At 70.7% G+C, this 19294-nt stretch carries 16 protein-coding genes, 2 tRNA genes and 1 pseudogene; 14 read left to right on the forward strand and 5 right to left on the reverse strand.

What is annotated here, in order from left to right:
* Positions 1–207: a hypothetical protein gene (locus tag ITJ68_RS04765; protein WP_194660212.1), complete on the reverse strand. Its 207-nt coding sequence runs from the start codon at positions 205–207 to the stop codon at positions 1–3.
* Between the two features lie 159 nt (positions 208–366).
* Here ITJ68_RS04765 and ITJ68_RS04770 point away from each other — a divergent pair, with 159 nt between their 5' ends.
* Positions 367–1680, forward strand: a complete 1314-nt coding sequence (locus tag ITJ68_RS04770) for a glycosyltransferase family 2 protein (protein ID WP_194660213.1) — start codon at positions 367–369, stop codon at positions 1678–1680.
* Positions 1681–2350: 670 nt separating this feature from the next.
* Here the strand turns inward: ITJ68_RS04770 and ITJ68_RS04775 are convergent.
* Entirely contained in the window at positions 2351–3682 is a 1332-nt protein-coding gene (locus tag ITJ68_RS04775) for a glycosyltransferase (RefSeq protein ID WP_194660214.1), read from the reverse strand.
* 302 nt (positions 3683–3984) lie between these two features.
* On the opposite strand from ITJ68_RS04775, the gene ITJ68_RS04780 reads away from it, so the two are divergent.
* The 6 genes from ITJ68_RS04780 (at position 3985) to ITJ68_RS04805 (ending at position 9604) form a co-directional block, all read left to right on the forward strand.
* The gene (locus tag ITJ68_RS04780; RefSeq protein ID WP_194660781.1) at positions 3985–5244 is read left to right on the forward strand and encodes an ABC transporter substrate-binding protein; all 1260 of its coding nucleotides are present in this window, start codon (positions 3985–3987) and stop codon (positions 5242–5244) included.
* Between the two features lie 157 nt (positions 5245–5401).
* Complete coding sequence (locus ITJ68_RS04785) at positions 5402–6424, forward strand: carbohydrate ABC transporter permease (protein WP_416354635.1); 1023 nt, start codon at positions 5402–5404, stop codon at positions 6422–6424.
* A 65-nt stretch (positions 6425–6489) separates the two neighbouring features.
* On the forward strand, positions 6490–7332 hold the full coding sequence (locus ITJ68_RS04790) for a carbohydrate ABC transporter permease (protein WP_071273062.1): 843 nt from the start codon (positions 6490–6492) through the stop codon (positions 7330–7332).
* 5 nt (positions 7333–7337) lie between these two features.
* Positions 7338–7619 carry a hypothetical protein gene (locus ITJ68_RS04795; protein ID WP_194660215.1) on the forward strand — a complete coding sequence of 94 codons (282 nt, stop codon included), beginning with the start codon at positions 7338–7340 and terminating at the stop codon, positions 7617–7619.
* 24 nt (positions 7620–7643) lie between these two features.
* Positions 7644–8699 (forward strand): LacI family DNA-binding transcriptional regulator, encoded by a 1056-nt coding sequence (locus ITJ68_RS04800; RefSeq protein ID WP_194660216.1) that lies wholly within the window; start codon positions 7644–7646, stop codon positions 8697–8699.
* 275 nt (positions 8700–8974) lie between these two features.
* Positions 8975–9604 carry an MBL fold metallo-hydrolase gene (locus ITJ68_RS04805; protein ID WP_194660217.1) on the forward strand — a complete coding sequence of 210 codons (630 nt, stop codon included), beginning with the start codon at positions 8975–8977 and terminating at the stop codon, positions 9602–9604.
* Between the two features lie 110 nt (positions 9605–9714).
* Here ITJ68_RS04805 and ITJ68_RS04810 read toward each other — a convergent pair.
* Positions 9715–10650: pseudogene (locus ITJ68_RS04810) on the reverse strand (DUF72 domain-containing protein); the annotation flags it as partial.
* A gap of 20 nt (positions 10651–10670) precedes the next feature.
* Between ITJ68_RS04810 and ITJ68_RS04815 the strand changes: the two are divergent.
* Positions 10671–10746: transfer RNA gene (locus ITJ68_RS04815), tRNA-Glu, on the forward strand.
* Between the two features lie 61 nt (positions 10747–10807).
* A tRNA-Glu gene (locus ITJ68_RS04820) sits at positions 10808–10883 on the forward strand.
* Positions 10884–10936: 53 nt separating this feature from the next.
* Here the strand turns inward: ITJ68_RS04820 and ITJ68_RS04825 are convergent.
* A complete protein-coding gene (locus ITJ68_RS04825; RefSeq protein WP_194660218.1) occupies positions 10937–12475 on the reverse strand; it encodes a glycoside hydrolase family 76 protein in 1539 nt (512 codons plus the stop codon).
* A 133-nt stretch (positions 12476–12608) separates the two neighbouring features.
* On the opposite strand from ITJ68_RS04825, the gene ITJ68_RS04830 reads away from it, so the two are divergent.
* The 5 genes from ITJ68_RS04830 to ITJ68_RS04850 all read left to right on the forward strand — a co-directional run bounded on the left by ITJ68_RS04830 (position 12609) and on the right by ITJ68_RS04850 (position 18202).
* Positions 12609–13916, forward strand: a complete 1308-nt coding sequence (locus ITJ68_RS04830; protein ID WP_323743220.1) for a glycoside hydrolase family 125 protein — start codon at positions 12609–12611, stop codon at positions 13914–13916.
* Positions 13913–14896 carry a carbohydrate ABC transporter permease gene (locus ITJ68_RS04835; protein ID WP_194660219.1) on the forward strand — a complete coding sequence of 328 codons (984 nt, stop codon included), beginning with the start codon at positions 13913–13915 and terminating at the stop codon, positions 14894–14896. The genes ITJ68_RS04830 and ITJ68_RS04835 overlap by 4 nt, the downstream gene beginning before the upstream one ends.
* A complete protein-coding gene (locus ITJ68_RS04840; RefSeq protein WP_194660220.1) occupies positions 14893–15831 on the forward strand; it encodes a carbohydrate ABC transporter permease in 939 nt (312 codons plus the stop codon). The genes ITJ68_RS04835 and ITJ68_RS04840 overlap by 4 nt, the downstream gene beginning before the upstream one ends.
* Before the next feature lie 62 nt (positions 15832–15893).
* Positions 15894–17150, forward strand: coding sequence for an ABC transporter substrate-binding protein (locus ITJ68_RS04845; RefSeq protein WP_194660221.1), 1257 nt, complete (start codon positions 15894–15896; stop codon positions 17148–17150).
* Complete coding sequence (locus tag ITJ68_RS04850; protein WP_194660222.1) at positions 17147–18202, forward strand: glycoside hydrolase family 76 protein; 1056 nt, start codon at positions 17147–17149, stop codon at positions 18200–18202. Before ITJ68_RS04845 ends, ITJ68_RS04850 begins: the two co-directional genes overlap by 4 nt.
* Here the strand turns inward: ITJ68_RS04850 and ITJ68_RS04855 are convergent.
* A complete protein-coding gene (locus ITJ68_RS04855; protein ID WP_194660223.1) occupies positions 18156–19283 on the reverse strand; it encodes a GntR family transcriptional regulator in 1128 nt (375 codons plus the stop codon). The genes ITJ68_RS04850 and ITJ68_RS04855 overlap by 47 nt on opposite strands.
* Between the last annotated feature and the right edge of the window lie 11 nt (positions 19284–19294).

Raw genomic sequence — 19294 nt, forward strand, 5'->3', positions numbered from 1 at the left:
TCAGCGTTTCTTGCGGAACCGGGGGCAGTCGCACAGCGCGCAGTCACTCCCGCGTCGGTAGTGCTCGTGCGCCGCCTGCTGGTGGCCGCAGACGCAGGTCGCGGTGTCGGCCGCCAGGTCCAGCACGACGGGGGCGTCGTCGGGCGCGCGGTCGGTGCCGTCGGTCGTGCTGATGACGCCGAGCTCGGTCGTTGGGCCCAGCGGCATGCGTCCTCCTCGTGCCCGACGTGCTGCCGTCGGGTCGTACGCTGATTCTAGGGGGAACACGCCGCTCACGTAGCGGCAAACCGCAAGAGCCGCGACCGTCGCCGCAACCGCCCGCCAGCGGCGTTGACCCCGCCCCCCGGCCACCGGAGCATCGACGACATGACCGACCCCCAGGCGACCACGACCCGTGTGCTCACGATCACGCCCGCCATGCCCTCGCCCGACGCCCCGGCGTGGGCCGGTGCGGCCTGGGTCGGCGCCGTCGACCGGCAGGAGGCGCTCGCGGCGTCCGCCGTCGAGCTCGCCGGTGCCGCCGGCTTCCGCCGCGCCCGCCTGCTCGTCCGTGACGGCCGCGAGGTCGCCGGCTTCGTCGACGTGGCCGTCGACGCCAGCGGCGACGTGGACCTGGCCGAGCTGGGACCGGCCCTCGACGCGCTCCGCACCACGAGCCTCCCGTCCGGCCCCGCCGGCACGCCGGTCGGCCGCGTCTCCGTCGTCATCGGCACCCGCGACCGTCCCGACGACGTCCGCACCTGCGTGCAGTCCGTCCTGGCGTCGGCGTACGACGACTTCGAGGTCTTCGTCGTCGACAACGCCCCGTCCACCACCGCGACCCGCGACGTGGTCGCGTCGTTCGCGGACCCGCGCGTCCACTACGTCCTGGAGGCCCGACCCGGCGTCTCCCGCGCACGGAACGCCGGTCTCGCCCTCGCCTCCGGCAGCGTGGTCGCCTTCGTCGACGACGACGTCGTCGTCGACCGGTCCTGGCTCGCCGGCGTCGCCGACGCCTTCGCCCGCGACGCGGACGTCGTCTGCGTGACCGGACTCGTGCCGAGCGGCGAGCTGCGGACCCCCACGCAGCGGTACTTCGACGAGCGGGTGACCTGGGCGCGGAACCTCGAGCGCCGGGTGTTCCGCACCGCGACGCCGCCCGCCGACCTGCCGCTGTTCCCGTTCTCCGTCGGTGCGTTCGGCACCGGCGCGAACATGTCGCTCCGACGCGAGCCCGCACTCGCCCTCGGCGGGTTCGACGTCGCCCTCGGCCCGGGGACCCCGTCCCGCGCGGGCGAGGACCCCGACCTGTTCACCCGCGTGCTGCTCTCGGGCGGGGCGCTCGCCGTGGAGCCCTCCGCCTTCGTGTGGCACCGGCACCGTTCCGACCGGGCGGCCCTGCGGTCGCAGGCGCTCGGGTACGGCACCGGGCTCGGCGCCTGGGTCACGAAGCTGATGTTCCGCCCCGCGACGGCCCTCGCCGTGTTCCGCCGGGCGACCGGTGCGCTGAAGCAGCTCGGGGCGCTCGGCCAGGGTGCCGGGACCGACCAGGTGTCGGCCGCCGTTGACGCCGTGGGCGGGTGGCCCGTGGACGAGGAGTTCCGCGCTGCCACCGCCGGGCTCAAGCGCGTCGAGCTCGTCGCGGCGCTCGGCGGGCCGTGGCGGTACCTGCTCGGCCGGCTGCGGTCGCGGCGGGGCTGAGGCGCGGGGCGGTCCGTCCGCCCGTCCGTCCGTCCGCTGACGGTCTGACTCGCTGATCGGCTCCGCTGGTCCGCTTCGCTCCGCTCCGCTCCGCTCCGCTGATCGGACTCGGAACGACATCGTGGTCGTCGTACGACAGCGATGGTGTCGTCTGATGCGGGCGCATGTGGTGCGTGTGCATGGTCCGACAGCTCATGCGTCGTTCGACTCGTGCGATGTCGTCTGATGCGGGCGCATGTCGTGCGTGTGCATCGTCCGACACCGCACGCGTCGTTCGACTCGCGCGACGTCGGAGCATGCGCCCGGATCGACTCCACGCGACATCGTGGACGTCGTACGACAGCGGTGGTGTCGCTGGCGGCTGGGGCCGCAGCGTGATCCCGCGCCGAGCGACATCGTGGTCGTCGTACGACAGCGGTGGTGTCGCTGGCGGCTGGGGCCGCAGCGCGATCCCGCGCCGCGCGACATCGTCGACGTCGCACGACAGCGATGATGTCGCACGCGCGCGGCGCCCGCCGTCACGCCCGTGCCGGTCTCGACTCGGACCGACAGCGTCGTCGTCGAACGACAGCGCAGCGCCACCGCCCGCCCCACGCACGACGACGCCGGGGTCACGAGGACCCCGGCGTCGGCCGGTCTACGCAGGGGCAGCAGCAGCGCTGCACGCGCCCTACGCGCGGAAGCGCCCGGCCTCCACGTCACGCCAGCGGCGACGGCTGCGGTACCAGGCGGCGGGACCGGCCGGGAAGCCGCGGAGCTCGTGGTACGCCAGGGACCGCGGGATGCGCGTGGTCGAGGCCTCGTTCGTGGTCTCGGCGGCCGCGTCACGACGACCGGCGAGCCGCGACGCCATCTGCTTCGCCTTGACCTTCGCGGCGAGCGGCATCAGGCGCGCGAGCACCGTCAGGTGGCGCTTGTCCTTCGCGGCGAGCGCGCACATGAGCGCGGTGAACCCGACGCCGTTGCCGTGGAGCTGCTTGTGCAGGTCCTCGACGGTCTGGCGGTGCCGGTGGTGCACGACGGCCTTCGGCTCGAAGCCGATGCGGCCACCGCGCCAGAGCGTCTCGATGAACATCGCCAGGTCCTCGCCGCCGCGGGCGGGGGAGCCGGCGCCGAGCGTGGTGTCGAACCCGCCGACGGTGTCGATGAGGGAGCGGCGGTACGCCATGTTCGCGCCGGCACCGTACGCACCGATGCCGTACACGGCGAAGGTCTTCCGGACGGTCCCGTCGGGACGCACGGCGGAGACACGGGCGTGCCGCATCGCGCCCTTGACGTCGTCGGGGACGATCGTGACGGGGGCGAAGGTGCGCTCGGCGCTGAAGCCGCCGTAGTACGCCTCGTACCAGATCTGCGCCGGGGTGGTCAGCTCGACGGGCAGGATGACACCGGTGACCGCGTCGAGGCCGGGCTCGCGGACGAACCGGGTGCCGATCGCGCGGAGCCACTGCGGGTCGACGCGGACGTCGTCGTCGGTGAACGCGATGACCTCACCGGTCGCGGCGGCCACACCGGCGTTGCGCCCGGCGGAGAGCCCCGGGCGTCGCTCGGTGACCAGCCGGACGTTGCGGCCCTCGAGCATGCCGGGCAGCGCGTCGATGTCGGGGAGCTTCACGCGGTTGTCGACGAGGACGACCTCGTGGCGCGGGTAGTCGAGGTGCTCGAGCACGTCGAGCAGCTTCCCGAGGTCCTCGACGCGGTCGACGACGGTGGAGACCACGACGGAGATCGTCGGCAGGTCGTCGTCGGACACGGGGGCGTGGTCGTCGAAGGCGCCCTCCTCGACCATGGAGGAGACCAGCGGCGCGAGCGCACGGGAGGCGTCGGCCGGGTCGGCGGTGAGCAGGAGGTCGAGGGTGGTGACCGGGTACCCGTCGCGGTAGCCGATGACCAGCGCGGAGGCACCGGTCTCGTCCGCGACGAGCTCGGGCAGGGGAGCGTCGAGGTTGATGCCGATGACACGGCGCGGGCCGGGCACGTTGACGGCTGGGAGGGAGACCATGAGGGGGACGCTACGGTTCCCCCATCCTGCGGACAACGGAAGGCGGAGTCCGTGGCGGGGTTCATGCGGGGTTCCGCAGGCCCCTCGTGGAGTGAGCGCTCACCGGCGAACTCCCCGCCGATCCGAAGGTCACACTCAGGTCACGGACCCGGTGCAACCGGTTGCGCAGGCTGTGGACCGGGCGTAGCGTCACCGCCCAGCAGGCAGCGTCGCCTGCTCCAGGCCGGTGCCGTCGCGACTCGACGGGCGCTGCCTGGTGATCTCGATGAGGAGACAACGCCGTGAAGAACACACGCGAGAAGATGCGTCTTGCATCGGTGGCCGGGATCGCCGTGATCGGCCTGGCACTGGCCGGCTGCTCGAGCGGGAGCTCGGCCTCGGACGACGCGAAGAGCGGTCAGGACAGCCGCGGTCCGATCACCTACGTGCAGGGCAAGGACAACTCGAACGTGGTCCGTCCGCTGATCGCCAAGTGGAACAAGGCCCACCCCGACGAGAAGGTCACCTTCAAGGAGCAGTCCGACCAGGCCGACCAGCAGCACGACGACCTCGTGCAGCACTTCCAGGCGAAGGACGACGGCTACGACGTGGTGGACGTCGACGTGGTGTGGACGGCGGAGTTCGCCGCGAAGAGCTGGCTCACGCCGCTCACCGGCGACATGGCGATCGACACGTCGAAGCTGCTGCCGTCGACCGTGAAGACGGCGACGTACAACGACACCCTCTACGCGGCCCCGCAGACCTCCGACGGTGCGCTGCTCTACTACCGCAAGGACCTCGTCAAGACCCCGCCCACCACCTGGGCGGAGATGATGAAGGACTGCTCGATCGCGAAGGACGCCGGCATCGGCTGCTACGCCGGCCAGTTCGCCAAGTACGAGGGCCTGACGGTGAACGCCTCGGAGGCCGTGAACGGCTCCGGCGGCTCGATCCTGAACGCGAAGGGCGCCCCGGACGTCGACACGTCGAAGGCCAAGGCCGGCCTGCAGAACCTGGTCGACGCGTTCAAGGACGGCAACATCCCGGCCGAGGCGATCACGTACCAGGAGGAGCAGGGCCGCACCGCGTTCGAGGACGGCAAGCTCCTGTTCCTGCGCAACTGGCCCTACGTCTACAACCTCGCCAAGACCGACGGCTCCTCGAAGGTCAAGGACACCTTCGGCATCGCCCCGATCCCGGGTGCGGACGGCGTCGGTGCGTCGACCCTCGGCGGGCACAACGCGGCGATCAGCGTCTACTCGAAGCACAAGGCGACGGCGCACGACTTCCTCGAGTTCCTGATCTCGAACGACACGCAGAAGTTCTTCGCGACGCAGGGCTCGCTCGCCCCGGTCGTCGGTGACCTCTACACGGACTCCGAGCTGACGGCGAAGCTGCCGTACCTGCCCACGCTGCTGGAGTCGATCAAGAGCGCCGAGCCCCGCCCGGTGACGCCCTTCTACCCGGCGGTGACCAAGGCGATCCAGGACAACACGTACGCCGCGCTCAAGGGCTCGAAGAGCGTGGACGAGGCCACGAAGGACATGGACGCCGCCCTGAAGTCGGCGACCAGCAGCAACTAGCGGCTCACGCCGCATCGGACTGGAGGCTCGTGGCGACGCCGCCACGAGCCTCCCCCCACCGGCACGGCCCGGCCGTCGCTGGCGCGACGGCCGGGAACCGGCGGCGTGGGCCCAGTCCGTTCCTCAAGGAGTTCCGACACCGGCAAGGAGGCCGTCAGTGTCAGCAGCAACCGAGATCCCCGCAGCCATCCCGAACCCCCAGGGGATGGAGCCGCGGAAGCGGCGGAAGGGCGGGCTCAACGCGGAGCACGGCCGATGGGCCGTGTACCTCATCGGCCCGACGATCCTGCTCCTCGCCATCGTCATCGGCTACCCCGTCGTCAGCGCGGTCATCCAGTCGTTCCAGCTCGACGCCGGCCTCGACAAGGCGACCGGCCTGTTCGTCGCCGGCGGCTTCGCGGGCGTCACCAACTACGTGCACTGGCTCGGACAGCGGTGCGGCGACGTCACCTGCCCACCCGGCAGCCTCGGCTCGCAGTTCTGGGTGGCGTTCGGCAACACGTTCTTCTTCACCGTCGTCACGGTCGTGCTCGAGACCGTGATCGGGCTGTGGATGGCCATCATCATGAACCGGAACTTCAAGGGCCGAGCACTCGTCCGTGCCGCGATCCTGGTGCCGTGGGCCATCCCGACCGCCGTCACCGCGAAGCTCTGGTACTTCATCTTCGACGCGAACGGCGTGCTCAACCACGTCATCGGACACCAGGTGCTCTGGTTCTCCGACGAGTGGGCGTCCCGGTTCGCGATCGTCATCGCGGACACCTGGAAGACGACGCCGTTCATGGCGCTGCTCATCCTGGCCGGGCTGCAGCTCATCCCGGACGAGGTCTACGAGGCGAGCAAGATGGACGGCGCCTCGACGATGCAGCGCTTCCTGCTCATCACGCTCCCGCTCGTCCGACCCGCGCTCATGGTGGCCGTGCTGTTCCGCGTGCTCGACGCACTCCGCATCTACGACCTCATCGCCATCATGACCGGCGGCGGCGGTGGTTCCGGCAACGCCACGGTCTCCCTCTCGGTGCTCGTCGTGGACCAAATCCGGCAGGGCTTCAACGCCGCGTCGGCACTGTCCACGATCACCTTCGTCATCGTCTTCCTCGTCGCGTTCGTGTTCGTCCGGTTCCTCGGGGCGAACGTCGTGCAGACCCAGGCAGCCCAGCAGAAGGGTGAACTCAAGTGACCCTCGCAGCAGACCGACCCCGCGCCTCCGCCCGGTCCCGCGACCGCGCCGTCGACACCAGTGACGTGCGCGTCAAGCGGCACACCGGCCCCCGGGTCCGCACGGCGATCCAGGCGCTCGTCATCGCCGTGTGGTGCCTCCTGCCCTTCTACTGGATGATCGTCACGAGCTTCCGGGACGTCGGGTACACGTTCGACCCGACGCCGTGGTTCACGCACGTGACGCTCGACAACTACGCGACGGCGTTCTCGACGGCCCTCGGCAACCACCTGGGCCGCGCGCTGCTCAACAGCGTGTTCATCGGCGCGGTCGTGACGGTCATCGCGCTGCTCGTCGGCACCACGGCCGCCTACGCCCTGGCCCGGCTCGAGTTCCGCGGCAAGTCCCTCATCGCCGGCGCGATCCTGGCCGCGTCGATGTTCCCGGGCGTCGCGCTGATCTCGCCGCTGTTCCAGCTCTTCACCGACATCGGGTGGATGGGCTCGTACCAGGCGCTGATCCTGCCGAGCATCTCGTTCGTGCTGCCGCTGACGGTCTACACGCTGGCGTCGTTCTTCCGCGAGATGCCGTGGGACCTCGAGGAGGCCGCCCGGATCGACGGCTGCACCCGCGTGCAGGCGTTCCGCCGGATCATCCTGCCGCTGGCCGCCCCCGCGGTGTTCACGACGGCGATCCTGGCGTTCATCTCGTCCTGGAACGAGTACCTCATCTCGTCCCAGCTCTCGAGCGACGCCACCCAGCCGGTCACCGTCGCGATCGCGTCCTTCGCCGGGTCCCAGCCGCACCAGGAGCCGTACACCGCGGTGATGGCCGCGGGGACGATCGTCACGATCCCGCTCGTCATCCTCGTGCTCGTGTTCCAGCGGCGCATCGTGGCGGGGCTCACCGCCGGCGGCGTGAAGGGCTGACGGCCGTGGCGCTGAAGGCACCCCGTCGCCCGACGGCAGCGATCGAGGAGGCCATGGGCTTCGTCGGCTTCTTCGGAGTCGTGTTCCTCGTCGTCACCGTCGCCTGCGAGCTGACCGGTCGGCCGGCGCTCGGTTGGGCGCTGACGCTCCTCGTGCTGGTCCTCGTCGTCGTCGTGCTCGACCGCTGGCGGGTCCGGGTGCTCCGGCGGACGGTGGTGACGTCGGACCCGTCGCCGGCGGCCGTGAGCCGGGTCGCCGCGGGCGCGACGCGCGCGTCGGACGGCTGACGAGCCTCCCGGTCGGGGCACCGCGTGGGGATCCAGGAGATCGCGACCGTCACCGGACTGTCGAAGGCGACGGTGTCCCGCGCACTGCGCGGGCTGCCGTCGGTGGCGGACACGACCGTCGACCACGTGCGGCGGGTCGCCGACGAGCTCGGGTACGTGCCGAGCTCCGCGGCGGCCGGCCTGGCCACCGGACGGCAGCGCGCGGTCGGCGTCGTCGTGCCGGTCATCGACCGGTGGTTCTACGCCAAGGCCATCGGCGGCGTCGACGCGGAGCTGCGCCGGGCCGGGTACGACCTGGTGCTCTACAACCTCGGCGGCCCGGGCGGTGACCGGGACCGGGCGTTCCGACGGTCCATGCTGCGGCACCGGGTCGACGCGCTCGTGCTGCTGTCGCTCGTGCTCGACGAGACGGAGCGTTCCGAACTGGAGCTCACCCGGCACCCGATGATCGTGATCGGGGGACCAACTCCCGGACTCCGGAACGTCGGGGTCGACGACGTCGCGGTCGCGGCCACCGCGGTCGGGCACCTGCTCGGGCTCGGACACCGGCGCATCGCGTACGTCGGCGGGCAGGACGAGGCCGGCATGAACGTCGCCGTGCCGTTCCGACGGCGGGACGGGTTCCTCGACGCCATGGCCGGCGCCGGCGTGCACGTGCCGCCGTCGTGGCTGGTGGACGGACGGTTCTCGTTCGCCGGGGGAGCGGCAGCCGGCGGGCTGCTGCTCGCCGGGTCCGGGTCCGGGTCCGGGGCCAGGGCCGGGGCCGGGGCCGGGTCCGCGTCCGCGTCGGAGCGTCCCACCGCGGTGTTCTGCGCCTCGGACGAGATGGCGCTCGGGGTGCTGCTCGCGGCGCGGCGGCTCGGGATCGCGGTGCCCGGTGAGCTGTCCGTGATCGGCATCGACGGACACGAGTACGGCGCTGCCGTGGGTCTGACGACCATCGCGCAGGACCCCGAGGCGCAGGGGCGGACGGCTGCGTGCGCGGTGCTCGCCGAGGTCGACGGGGCTCGGCCCGGAGTCGTGCCGCCCGCGCTCGCGACGCTGGTGGTGCGGGGGACGACCGGGCCGCCGCCGCGGTAGGGCGTGGGCGTGGGGTGCCGGGGCCGTGGCGGGGGTTCCAGGGTCGGGGCCGTGGCCGTGGCCGTGGCGCGGGACGGCGTCGCACAACCGAGGTCGGCTCGCGCCACCGAAGACCGTGGTTCGAGCCGACGCTCGTGGTGCGGGGCCAGCCAGCGCCACGGAGGCCGCAGGCAGCCCCGCGGCCGCCCGCCGCGCGCACGCTCGCCAGCCGCAGGCCGTCCCGCGGCCGCCCGCCGCGCGTCCGCCCCGCGTCCGCCCCGCGTACGCTCGCCCGCATGGAGGTCACCAAGCTCGAGCACGCCTGCCAGGTCGTCACCATCGGCGACGCCCGCCTGGTGATCGACCCCGGCGGCTTCACCCGCCCGGTCGAGGCCACCGGAGTCGTCGCCGTCGTCGTCACCCACGAGCACCCCGACCACGTCACGCCCGAACAGGTCGCCGGGATCCTCGGGCGCAACCCCGGCGCCGTCGTCCTCGGCCCGGCCGGGGTCGCCCGGGTGCTGCCCGACGTCGCCGTCGAGGTCGTCACCGACGGCGACCACCGCACGGTCGGCCCGTTCGAGCTCACCTTCCACGGCACCCGCCACAACGTCATCCACAGCTCGGTCCCCGTCGTCGACAACACCGGGGTGCTGGTCAACGAGCGCCTCTTCCACCCCGGCGACGCCTACACGGTCCCCGACGTACCCGTGGAGGTCCTCGCCGCACCCGTCGGCGCCCCGTGGCTCAAGGTCGCCGAGATGATGGACTTCGTCGCCGCCGTCGCACCCCGCCGCGCGTACCCGGTGCACGAGGCCACCCTCTCCGACGTCGGCTTCGCCATGCACCTCGGCCGGCTCCGCGAGGCGGTGGCCCCGACCGGCTCGGTCGTCGTGCTCGCGCCCGGCGAGTCGCTCACGATCTGACGCTGGTCACCACCAGGACAGCCGGGAGGCGCGGCCCAGCACCGCCAGTCGGCCCGGCTCCGTCGGTCGGCCCGGCTCCGCAGGCGCTCGCCGACGATCCGGTCGAGGGCGAGCGCGTCCCAGGGGGCGTGGCGCTCGGCGTCGTTGTCGAAGAAGACGTAGGTGTCCCGTCCGGCGTCGAGGTGCTCGAGGACCGTCGTCGCCCACGTGCCGAGCGCCTGCGCGAAGTAGCCGTCGTGGTACGTCCTGGGCGCTCCGTGCAGCCGGAGGTACGCGATCGGTGCACCGGTGTCGTGCCGGTGCCGCGGGAAGTCGCCGGCGTGTGAGTCCACGAGTGCGACGCGGTGACGACGGAGGACCTCGAGGTGCTCGTCGGTGACGGCGTCCGCCGCGGCTGACCGGATCTCGAGCGCGTGCTGGATGGTCGTCTGCGGGGCGACGACCGGGTCCACCGAGGCCGTCGGCACCTTGTCGTCGTGCTGTGCGGCGAGCGCCGCGGCGGCAGCGTGGGTCGTCGGGAGCTCCGCGAGGAAGGTGTCGAGGAGCTCGGGGCTCGGCGCCAGACGCTCGGGCAGCTGCCAGAGCACGGGGCCGAGCGTGTCGCCGAGCTCGAGCGGCCCCGAGGCGAAGAAGTTCGCCAGCGCCGTGTGCACGTGCCGGAGCCGGAGCATGTGGGTCACGTACCGTCCGCCCTTGACCGCGAACCGGAAGGGCTGGGCGCCCGTCACCGTCCGCCAGGCGCGGTACCGCTCCGGCCGTTGCAGGGAGTAGAAGGAGCCGTTCAGCTCGACCGTCGGGAAGCGCTCCGCGACGTGCTCCAGCCACCGGCGCTTCGCGAGGCGCTCCGGGTAGAAGTCGCCGCGCCAGCCGTCGTACTGCCAGCCGGACAGCCCGATGCGGAGCATGGCCGGACGGACGCCGTCGACGCGGACCGCGTGTGCGCGGGCGTCCCGGTCCACCGTCATCGATCCACCGTAGGCGCTCGCCGCACCGTGGCGCACCCGGGCGACACACCGCGTTTTGGCAGGCTGCGCCGCTTGTGCCATACTTGTCGAGTTGTCGGAACGGCCCCATCGTATAGCGGCCTAGTACGCTGCCCTCTCACGGCGGTAACGCGGGTTCGAATCCCGCTGGGGTCACCACAGGTGACTTGCTCCGAGTCCGACAACAGGCATGGGAACACTGTTCCTCCGTGCCAGCCGCGGCCCCATCGTATAGCGGCCTAGTACGCTGCCCTCTCACGGCGGTAACGCGGGTTCGAATCCCGCTGGGGTCACCAGCACGAAGGCCCCCGCCGGATCCGGCGGGGGCCTTCGTCTTCTGCTCCTGCGGTCAGAGCGAGACCGTGATGCGGTCCAGGTTGAGGTAGTTCCCGCTGTCGGTGGTGTTGCTGATCGCCACCGGGTTCGAGCCGGTGCCGAGCTGCACGGGCACCGTGACCGTGGCCCATGTCGACCACGAGCCGGTCGCCGGGAAGGTGACGGTGACCGGTGTACCACCGCCGACGCTCACGGTCCGGGTCGCAGTCCCGGCCGCCGCCGCGTACCGGAGCGTGAGCGTGTGCGTCCCGGCTGCGGCGACGTTCACGTGGGCGGTCGCCGTCGTGCCTGTGGCGTTCCACCCCGCGAGGTAGCCGCGACCGGTGAACCCGGCGTTCGACGACTCGCTCCCGATGCCCGGGTGGTCGACGTTCTCGGCCTGGTACACACCGTCGCCCTGCACCACGGCGGTGGAGCCGTCGGGCGTGGCCTGCTGCAGCACCGCGACGGTCGCCGACGCCGCGAGGGACTGTTGCGGTGACGCGGCGATCGACGGCGTCGGCGCTGTCCAGTCGGGTCCCCCGATCCGCTCGGGCGAGACGTGCGCGGCCGCCTGGGACGCGTTCGCGGTCAGCACTGCTTCGTACTGCGTCTGTCCGGCGTCGTCGATCAGGTCTCGGATGTCCCGCGTGAGGATGGCTTTGAAGCCCTGCGTGTCGCTCGAGCCCTCGTTGACGAAGGTGCCGGCGACGGTCAGGTTCGCGATCGCCCAGTCCACCGACCGGGTGGCGGCGGTGAGGTACTGCTGGTCGTTCGTGAGCAGGTACATCTGCAGGGCGGCCCCGGCGTACTGCCCCTGGTTGTAGGTCCAGTCGTAGTCGGTGAACTGCCCGGTGCCGCTGACGTGGTCCCGGATGTGCCCGTTCCGGTCGAAGTCGGTCTGCAGCCATGCGAAGAGGCGTTCGGCCGTGTCCCGGTAGGTCGTGTCGCCGGTCGCCGCGTAGAGCCGGAGCGCGGTCTGCACGGCGGTGCCGTTCGTCGCGACGTTCTTCTCGTTCTTGCTCCCGTCGCCGACGTCGACGTTCTTCCACCAGATGCCGCCACCGTACGTGGAGTCCTCGTACTGAGCGATGAACCCGAAGATGTCCTCCGACTCGTCGAGGAACCGCTGCTCGCCGGTGAGCTCGTACGCGCGGACTGCGCCTCGTGCCCACCAGCCCATGTCGTCGTTCCAGTCGTTCTGCCGGAAGTCCGGGTACGCCGCCTGCCAGCCGTCGAACACGTCGTCGATCATCTGCCGGCTCGCCGCGTCGTGGGTGCGTTCGTAGCGGTCCATCACCGCCTCCCAGTTCTGGGCCTCCCACCAGTAGTCGGTGTACAGCCCGCCCTGCGGGCCGACCGCGTGCTCCTGGTGGACCTGCCGGTCGCTGTAGGTGGTGAAGTACTTCGCGTCCGCGTCCCAGTAGGTGGCGACGAACGCGTCGTACGCGTCCGTCGCCTGCGTGGTCGTCAGGGCGGAGGCTCGGCCAGGGTCGGTCGCGATGCCCACGCCGGTGAGCGTGGCCGTCGCGACGGCGCCGGTCACGAGCAGGCTGACGAGTCTGTGCTGCATGGGATCTCCTTCGATCCGAGGTCCGATCCACCCTGCCGCGTGCAGGCGCAAAAAGTATACTTGAACTACTTCTTGCGTGGATTCGACGAATCCCTATAGTTGGAGCAGTACCAGTGAAAGTCAAGGGAGCAACGTGGCTCAGATACATGCAGACCTCGTGGGCAGGGTCGCCCAGCAGGTCGAGGACCGGATGGGGGCCGACGTCGGCGCGGTGTTTGCGAACTGCTTCGCGAACACCCTGTCGACGACGATGACGGCCATGCCGGACGGAACGACCTTCATGGTCACCGGCGACATCCCGGCGATGTGGCTGCGCGACTCGACCGCTCAGCTCACGCCGTACCTGCACTTCGTCGCCGATGACGAGGCGCTCGCCGACACCGTGGCGTCGGTGTCACGGCGGCAGCTCGAGTACGTCCTCGTCGACCCCTACGCCAACGCCTTCAACCGCACGCCCGATGGTGCCGGTCATGCCGACGACGACACGGCGATGGACCCGTGGGTCTGGGAGCGCAAGTACGAGATCGACTCGCTCTGCTACCCGATCCGCCTTGCGTACGACCTCTGGGCGCGCACCGGGCGGACCGACCACCTCGACCGGTTCGCCGAGGTCGCTGCTGCGGTGATCGCGCTCTGGACCGTCGAGCAGGACCACGAGGCAGGCTCGCCGTACCGGTTCGAACGACCAGACCCACTGCTGCCGAGTGACACGCTCGTCCGCCAGGGACGCGGCCCGCGCACCGTGCGGACCGGTCTGACCTGGAGTGCGTTCCGGCCGAGCGACGACGCGACGACCCTGGGCTTCAACGTCCCGGGGAACGCGTTCGCCGTCACCGAGCTGCGACACGTCGCCGAACTCGGCGCGGCGGTGCTCGACGACGAGGACCTGGCACGGCGGGCGACAGCCCTCGCCGACGAGATCGACCACGCCATCCGGACACACGGCGTGGTCCACCACCCCGACCACGGCGCGGTCCTGGCCTACGAGGTCGACGGCACCGGGGACGCCCTGCTCATGGACGACGCGAACGTCCCGAGCCTGCTGTCCCTGCCGGTCCTCGGGTGGTGCGACCGCGACGACCCGCTGTACCGGCGCACCCGTGCCGCCGTGCTCTCGCCCACGAACCCGTACTGGTTCAGCGGGGCGGCCGGCAGCGGCATCGGCAGCCCGCACACACCCGGCCGCAACGTCTGGCCGATCGCCCTCGCCGTCCAGGGGCTCACCGCCACCGACGCCGACGAACGGGACCACGTCCTGCGGCAGCTGTGTGCGACCCACGCCGGGACACAGCTCATGCACGAGTCCTTCGACGTCGACGACCCTGCCACCTACACCCGTCCCTGGTTCTCCTGGGCCAACGCGATGTTCTGCGAGTTCGTGCTCGACCTCGCCGGCCTGCGCACCACCGCGGCACCGGTGCCCGATCGGAGCGCCCGATGAGCGTCGTCACGACCCCCGAGGAGCAGGCCGTCGTCGCGGGCGAAGCCGATGATGCCCTCGACGTCGCGTCCCCGAAGCGGCGGCGGGTAGAACGGGGGAGCGGCGTCAGCGCGACGCGCAAGCAGCAGACCCGTGCGGCCTGGGTGTTCCTCGCGCTGCCGGGTCTCCTGTTCCTGCTGTTCACGGCGTGCCCGGTCGTCATCGCCGCCGTCGTGAGCCTGAGCGACTACGCCGTCATCGGGCCGCTCACCTGGACCGGGTTCGACAACTACGTCCGCATCGCCTCCGACCCGTTCTTCTGGATCGCGCTCCGCAACACCGTGCTCTACACGGTGCTGTACGTGCCGCTCGGCCTCGTCATCGCGATGGCCACCGCGCTGCTGCTCAACCGCAGCGCCCGCAGCGCGCGCGTCTTCCGCACGCTGTTCTACATCCCGGTCGTCTCGTCCACCGTGGCGACCGCGACGATCTGGTACTGGGTGCTCAACCCGCAGCACGGCTTGCTGAACGAGGCGCTGAGCTGGTTCGGCATCAACGGACCGGCCTGGCTCTACGACTCCCACTGGGCCATGTCCGCGATCGTCATGATGAGCGTGTGGGCCGGCTTCGGCGGCAACATGATGATCTTCCTCGGCGGGCTGCAGGGCGTGTCGCCGGACCTCCGCGAAGCAGCACGCCTCGACGGCGCGAACGCCTGGCAGGTCTTCCGGTACGTCGTCGTGCCGAGCATCCGACGAACCACGTTCCTCGTCTCGACACTGCTCATCATCAACGCGTTCCAGGTCTTCGACCAGGCGTACGTGCTCACCAAGGGCGGTCCGGGCAACTCCACCGTCACGATCGTCTACTACATCTACGACCGCGGGTTCGGGTCGCTGCAGATGGGCTACGCGTCCGCGCTCTCGTTCATCCTGTTCGTGGTCATCCTCGCGTTCTCCCTCGTCAACGCCCGCCTCACGAACCGGGACACCGAACGATGACCGCGACCGCCACCCGTTCCACGCCCGGCGTGCTCACCGACCGCGACCGACAGCACCTGCGGCGCCGAGCGGCCGTCGTCCGTCGCACGAAGACGATCGCCTGGTGGGTGGGCGTCTGTCTCGTGAGCATCGTCACGGTCGCGCCGCTCGTCTGGACCCTGGCGACCTCGCTCAAGCCCGCGGGGGAGATCCTCGCGAGTTCGCTGTCGTTGATCCCGCAGAACCCGACCATCGACAACTACGTGCAGGCGGTGACGACCGTCCCGTACGGTCGCTACTTCGTCAACTCGCTCGTCCTCGGGGTCGGTGGCGCCGTGGCGAACCTGTTCTTCGGGTCCCTCGCCGGGTACGCGCTCGCCAAGCTCCGGTTCGCGGGGCGTCAGGCCGTGTTCGTCACGTTCCTGTCGTCGCTCATGGTGCCGAGCATCGTGACGATGATCCCCACCTTCCTCATCCTCCGACACTTCCCGTTGCTCGGTGGGAACGGCGTCGGCGGCAACGGCGGCCTCGGGCTCATCAACACCTACTGGGCCGTCATCGTCCCCGGGGCGGCCGGCGCGTTCGCGGTCTTCTTCATGAAGCAGTTCTTCGAGTCGCTGCCCGACGAGCTCGGCGAAGCGGCCCGCATCGACGGCGCTGGGGAGTTCCGTGTCTTCGCGGTCATCTACTTCCCGCTCACGAAAGCCGGGCTCGCCGTGCTCGGCCTGCTCAGCTTCCAGGCCGGCTGGAACAACTTCCTCTGGCCGCTCATCGTCCTCAACGACCCGAAGATGATGACTGTCCAGGTCGGGCTCGCGGGGTTCGTCAACAACTACACGACGAACTACGGCCCGCTGATGGCCGGGACGGTGATCACGATGCTCCCCGTCCTGGTCGTGTTCATCCTCGCGCAGCGCTGGATCATCGAGGGCATCGCGCACGCCGGCACCAAGTAGCTCATCCCGTCCACCTCGGGGTGCCGGTCTGTCGGCCCCCACACAGCAGAAAGCACACGACAATGACGTCACGTCGTCTCCTCGGCGCAGCCGCCGCGCTCGCCGCAGCCGCGCTCGTCCTCACGGGCTGTTACTCCGGGTCGTCCGGCGCCACCGGCGCTGACGGCCGCCAGGAGGTCACCATGTGGGGCTCCTGGTCCGGTGACCAGGTCGACCAGATCAACACCATGACCAGCGCCTTCAACAAGGCGCAGACGAAGTACACGGTCAAGTACGTCCCGCAGGAGCTCGTCGAGCAGAAGCTGCTCACGGCGATCGCTGGCGGGAAGGTGCCGGACCTCGTGCTCTGGGACCGGTACCAGACCTCGCTCTACGCACCGAAGGGGGCGCTGCAGTCCATCGACGACCGTGTCGAGGAGGACGACGTCGACACGAAGGACTTCTACCCGCAGGCCCTGTCCGAGATGCGGTACGACGGCAAGCTCTACGGTCTGCCGCTGCTCGTCGACAACCGGTCGCTCGTCTACAACGAGGACCTGTTCGCGAAGGCCGGGTTGCAGCCGCCGACGACGTGGGACGAGCTGAAGACCGACGCGAAGCAGCTGACCGTCAGCAGAGGCGGTAAGCTGCAGCAGTCCGGGTTCATGCTGAACGACCCGGGTCTGTTCTCGATGTGGCTCCAGCAGGCCGGTGGGCAGCTCCTGACGAAGGACGGCACGGCGACGGCCTTCGACAGTCCCGAGGGCATCGAGGTGCTCGACTTCTGGAAGAGCCTGATGGACGACGGCGTCTACACGAACGGCTTCGGCGACACCAACGACGTCTTCGCGGCCGGCGAGGCGGCGATGAAGTACGACGGACCGTGGGACGTGCCGAACCTCGACAAGGCGGACGGCCTGAAGTGGGGCGTGACGGAATCGGTCGCCGGACCCGGCGGGGCCCAGGGTGCCGTGATGGGCGGCTTCGGACTCGCGATCCCGACCGGCGCGCAGCAGGCGGACGGCGCCTGGGCCTTCGAGAAGTGGTGGGCAACCAAGGCCGAGAACGGCGTGGACTTCGCGAAGGTCTCCGGGTGGATCCCGGCCAACCGCTCCTCGGCCAACGACCCGTTCTTCACCGACGAGCCGCGGTACGCCGGCTTCGTGAAGACGCTCGACTACGCGTCCGTCCGTCCGGACGTCCCCGGGTACAGCGACGTCGAGGGCAAGGCCCTCACCCCCGCGCTCGAGAAGTTCATGTCCGGCCAGCTGACCGCGAAGCAGGCACTCGCCCAGGCAGCGAAGCAGGGCGACCGGATCCTCCAGGAGAACCGCACATGACCGACATCCTCACCGGCGTCTGGGCAGACCGCGCTGACCGCATGCAGGACAGCATCGAACAGCTCTACGGGGCCCCGTGGCCGCAGTACCTCCACAACGCCTGGCCGGTGGAGGACGCCGACGACGGCACGTTCAACTACTGGTGGTTGGCCCACCTCCTCGACGTCCGACTCGACGCCCACGAGCGCAGTGCCGACCCGGTCCGGCTCGAACAGGCCAGGACGGTGCACCGGAACATCGTCGAGCGGAACGGTGGCTCGTTGTTCAACGACTACTTCGACGACATGCTCTGGTTCGCCCTCGCGACCCTGCGGCTGCACGGTGCGACCGGGGAGCCGAGGTACCTCGAGGACGCCGTCGCGCTGTTCGACCACGTCGTCGAGCACGGGTGGAACGACCACGGCGGGACGAGTCTGGCCTGGCGGAAGCAGCAGCTCGCGTACAAGAACACCCCGGCGAACGGACCCCTCGTGATCTTGGGCACACGGCTGCACCGCGTGACCGGGGACGACCGGTTCCTGCGGTTCGCGGAGACGGCGTTCGACTGGCTCACCGAACACCTGGTCGACGATGCCGACGGGTTCGTCGAGGACGGCGTCAACCGCGAGGGGGACGGCCGGGTCGACACGCAGTGGCGGTTCACGTACAACCAGGGGCTCTACGTCGGTGCCGCCGTCGAGCTCGCCGACCGCCGACCGGACAACGACCTCCTCGCGGTCGCGGTCCGGACCGCCCGCACCGCCGTCACCGAGCTGTCCGACGGGGTCGTCTTCCGTCAGGAGGGCGACGGTGGCGACGAAGGGCTGTTCAAGGGCGTGTACTACCGGTACCTCGGGCTCCTCCTGGAGCGGCTGCCGGACGGGGACGCCGACGGCGTCGCCCTGACGGCGTTCGTCCGTGCCAGCACCGACGCGCTCTGGGGGGCGTTCCCGGAGGAGCTCGACCGGCCGGCCGCGAACGACTGGAGCGAGCCTCCCGTCGGTGCAGTGCCGTACTCGACCCAGCTCAGCGCCGTGATGGCGACCGAGCTGCGCGCGCGGCTCGACCGGTAGGCGGGGGCGCGGTCGACAGGCCGTCCACCAGCTGCGCAGGCACGAGGATCTTCCGGGAGCCGCTCTCGCCTCGTGCCTGTCGCAGCACCTGGGCCACGGCCTGCCGTCCGACTCCCGGCTGGTCCTGGGCGATGTGCGTGAAGCGGAAGAGTCGACGGTCGAACGTGGCGTCCGGGTGGTCGAAGCAGACGATCGAGACGTCGTCCGGCACCCGCTTGCCGACCCGTTCCAGTGCGTCCCGCAGGAGCAGTGCGATGTTGTACTCACCGGCGACGAACGCCGTCGCCTCCGGATGCGCCTCGACGAACGCGGCCAGGCGGGCGACGTCGTCCTCGGGACGGTCGGTGGCACCGGGGAGGGTCGACTCGACGTCGTGGAACGCGAGCCGGTCGTCGAGCGCCTTGTCCTTGCGGGCGTGCGCGCCGACCCAGCCGCGCCGCCGGTCGTCGTTCGACGTCACGCGGCTGTCCGAGGTCACGAGTGCGACCGTGCGGTGTCCGAGGTCGAACAGGTACTCGGTCGCCGCTGCGCCTGCCGCGATGTTGTCCGTCGAGATGTCCGTCACCGGGATGCCCTCGTAGCGACGGTCGAGGATCACCACGGGGAACCCCGTCGGCAGGAGTTCGAGCACGGCCGGTGGGATGAACTCGGAGCTGCTCGGCAGGACGACCAGGCCGTGCACGCGGCGCGCGAGCGCACGGATGGCGGCGTCCTCGGTGTCGTGGTCGCCGTGCGTGCGCTTGACGATGACGTCGGTCTCGGCGCCGGCCTCGTCGAGCATGCCCTCGAGCACCCGAGTCCCGAACGTGTCGTCGAAGTTGGTCAGGACGACGCCGATCTCCGTGTGCGCGGTCGGCTGCTGCCGCGCGGTCGGCTCGGCGCTGACGACCGTCGTGCCGACACGGGGACGGCGCGCGACGTACCCGGCTTCGCGGAGCATGTCGAGGGCACGGCGGAGGGTGATCGCGCTGACGTCGTAGTGCGCGAGCAGCTCGGCCTCCGACGGCAGTCGCTGGCCGACGGGGAACTCGCCGGCGCTGATGCGGGACCGGAGGTCCTCGAACGTGGTCTGGTACAGCATCGCCCACTCCT

The organism is Curtobacterium sp. VKM Ac-1395, assembly GCF_015350975.1.
GTDB lineage: Bacteria > Actinomycetota > Actinomycetes > Actinomycetales > Microbacteriaceae > Curtobacterium.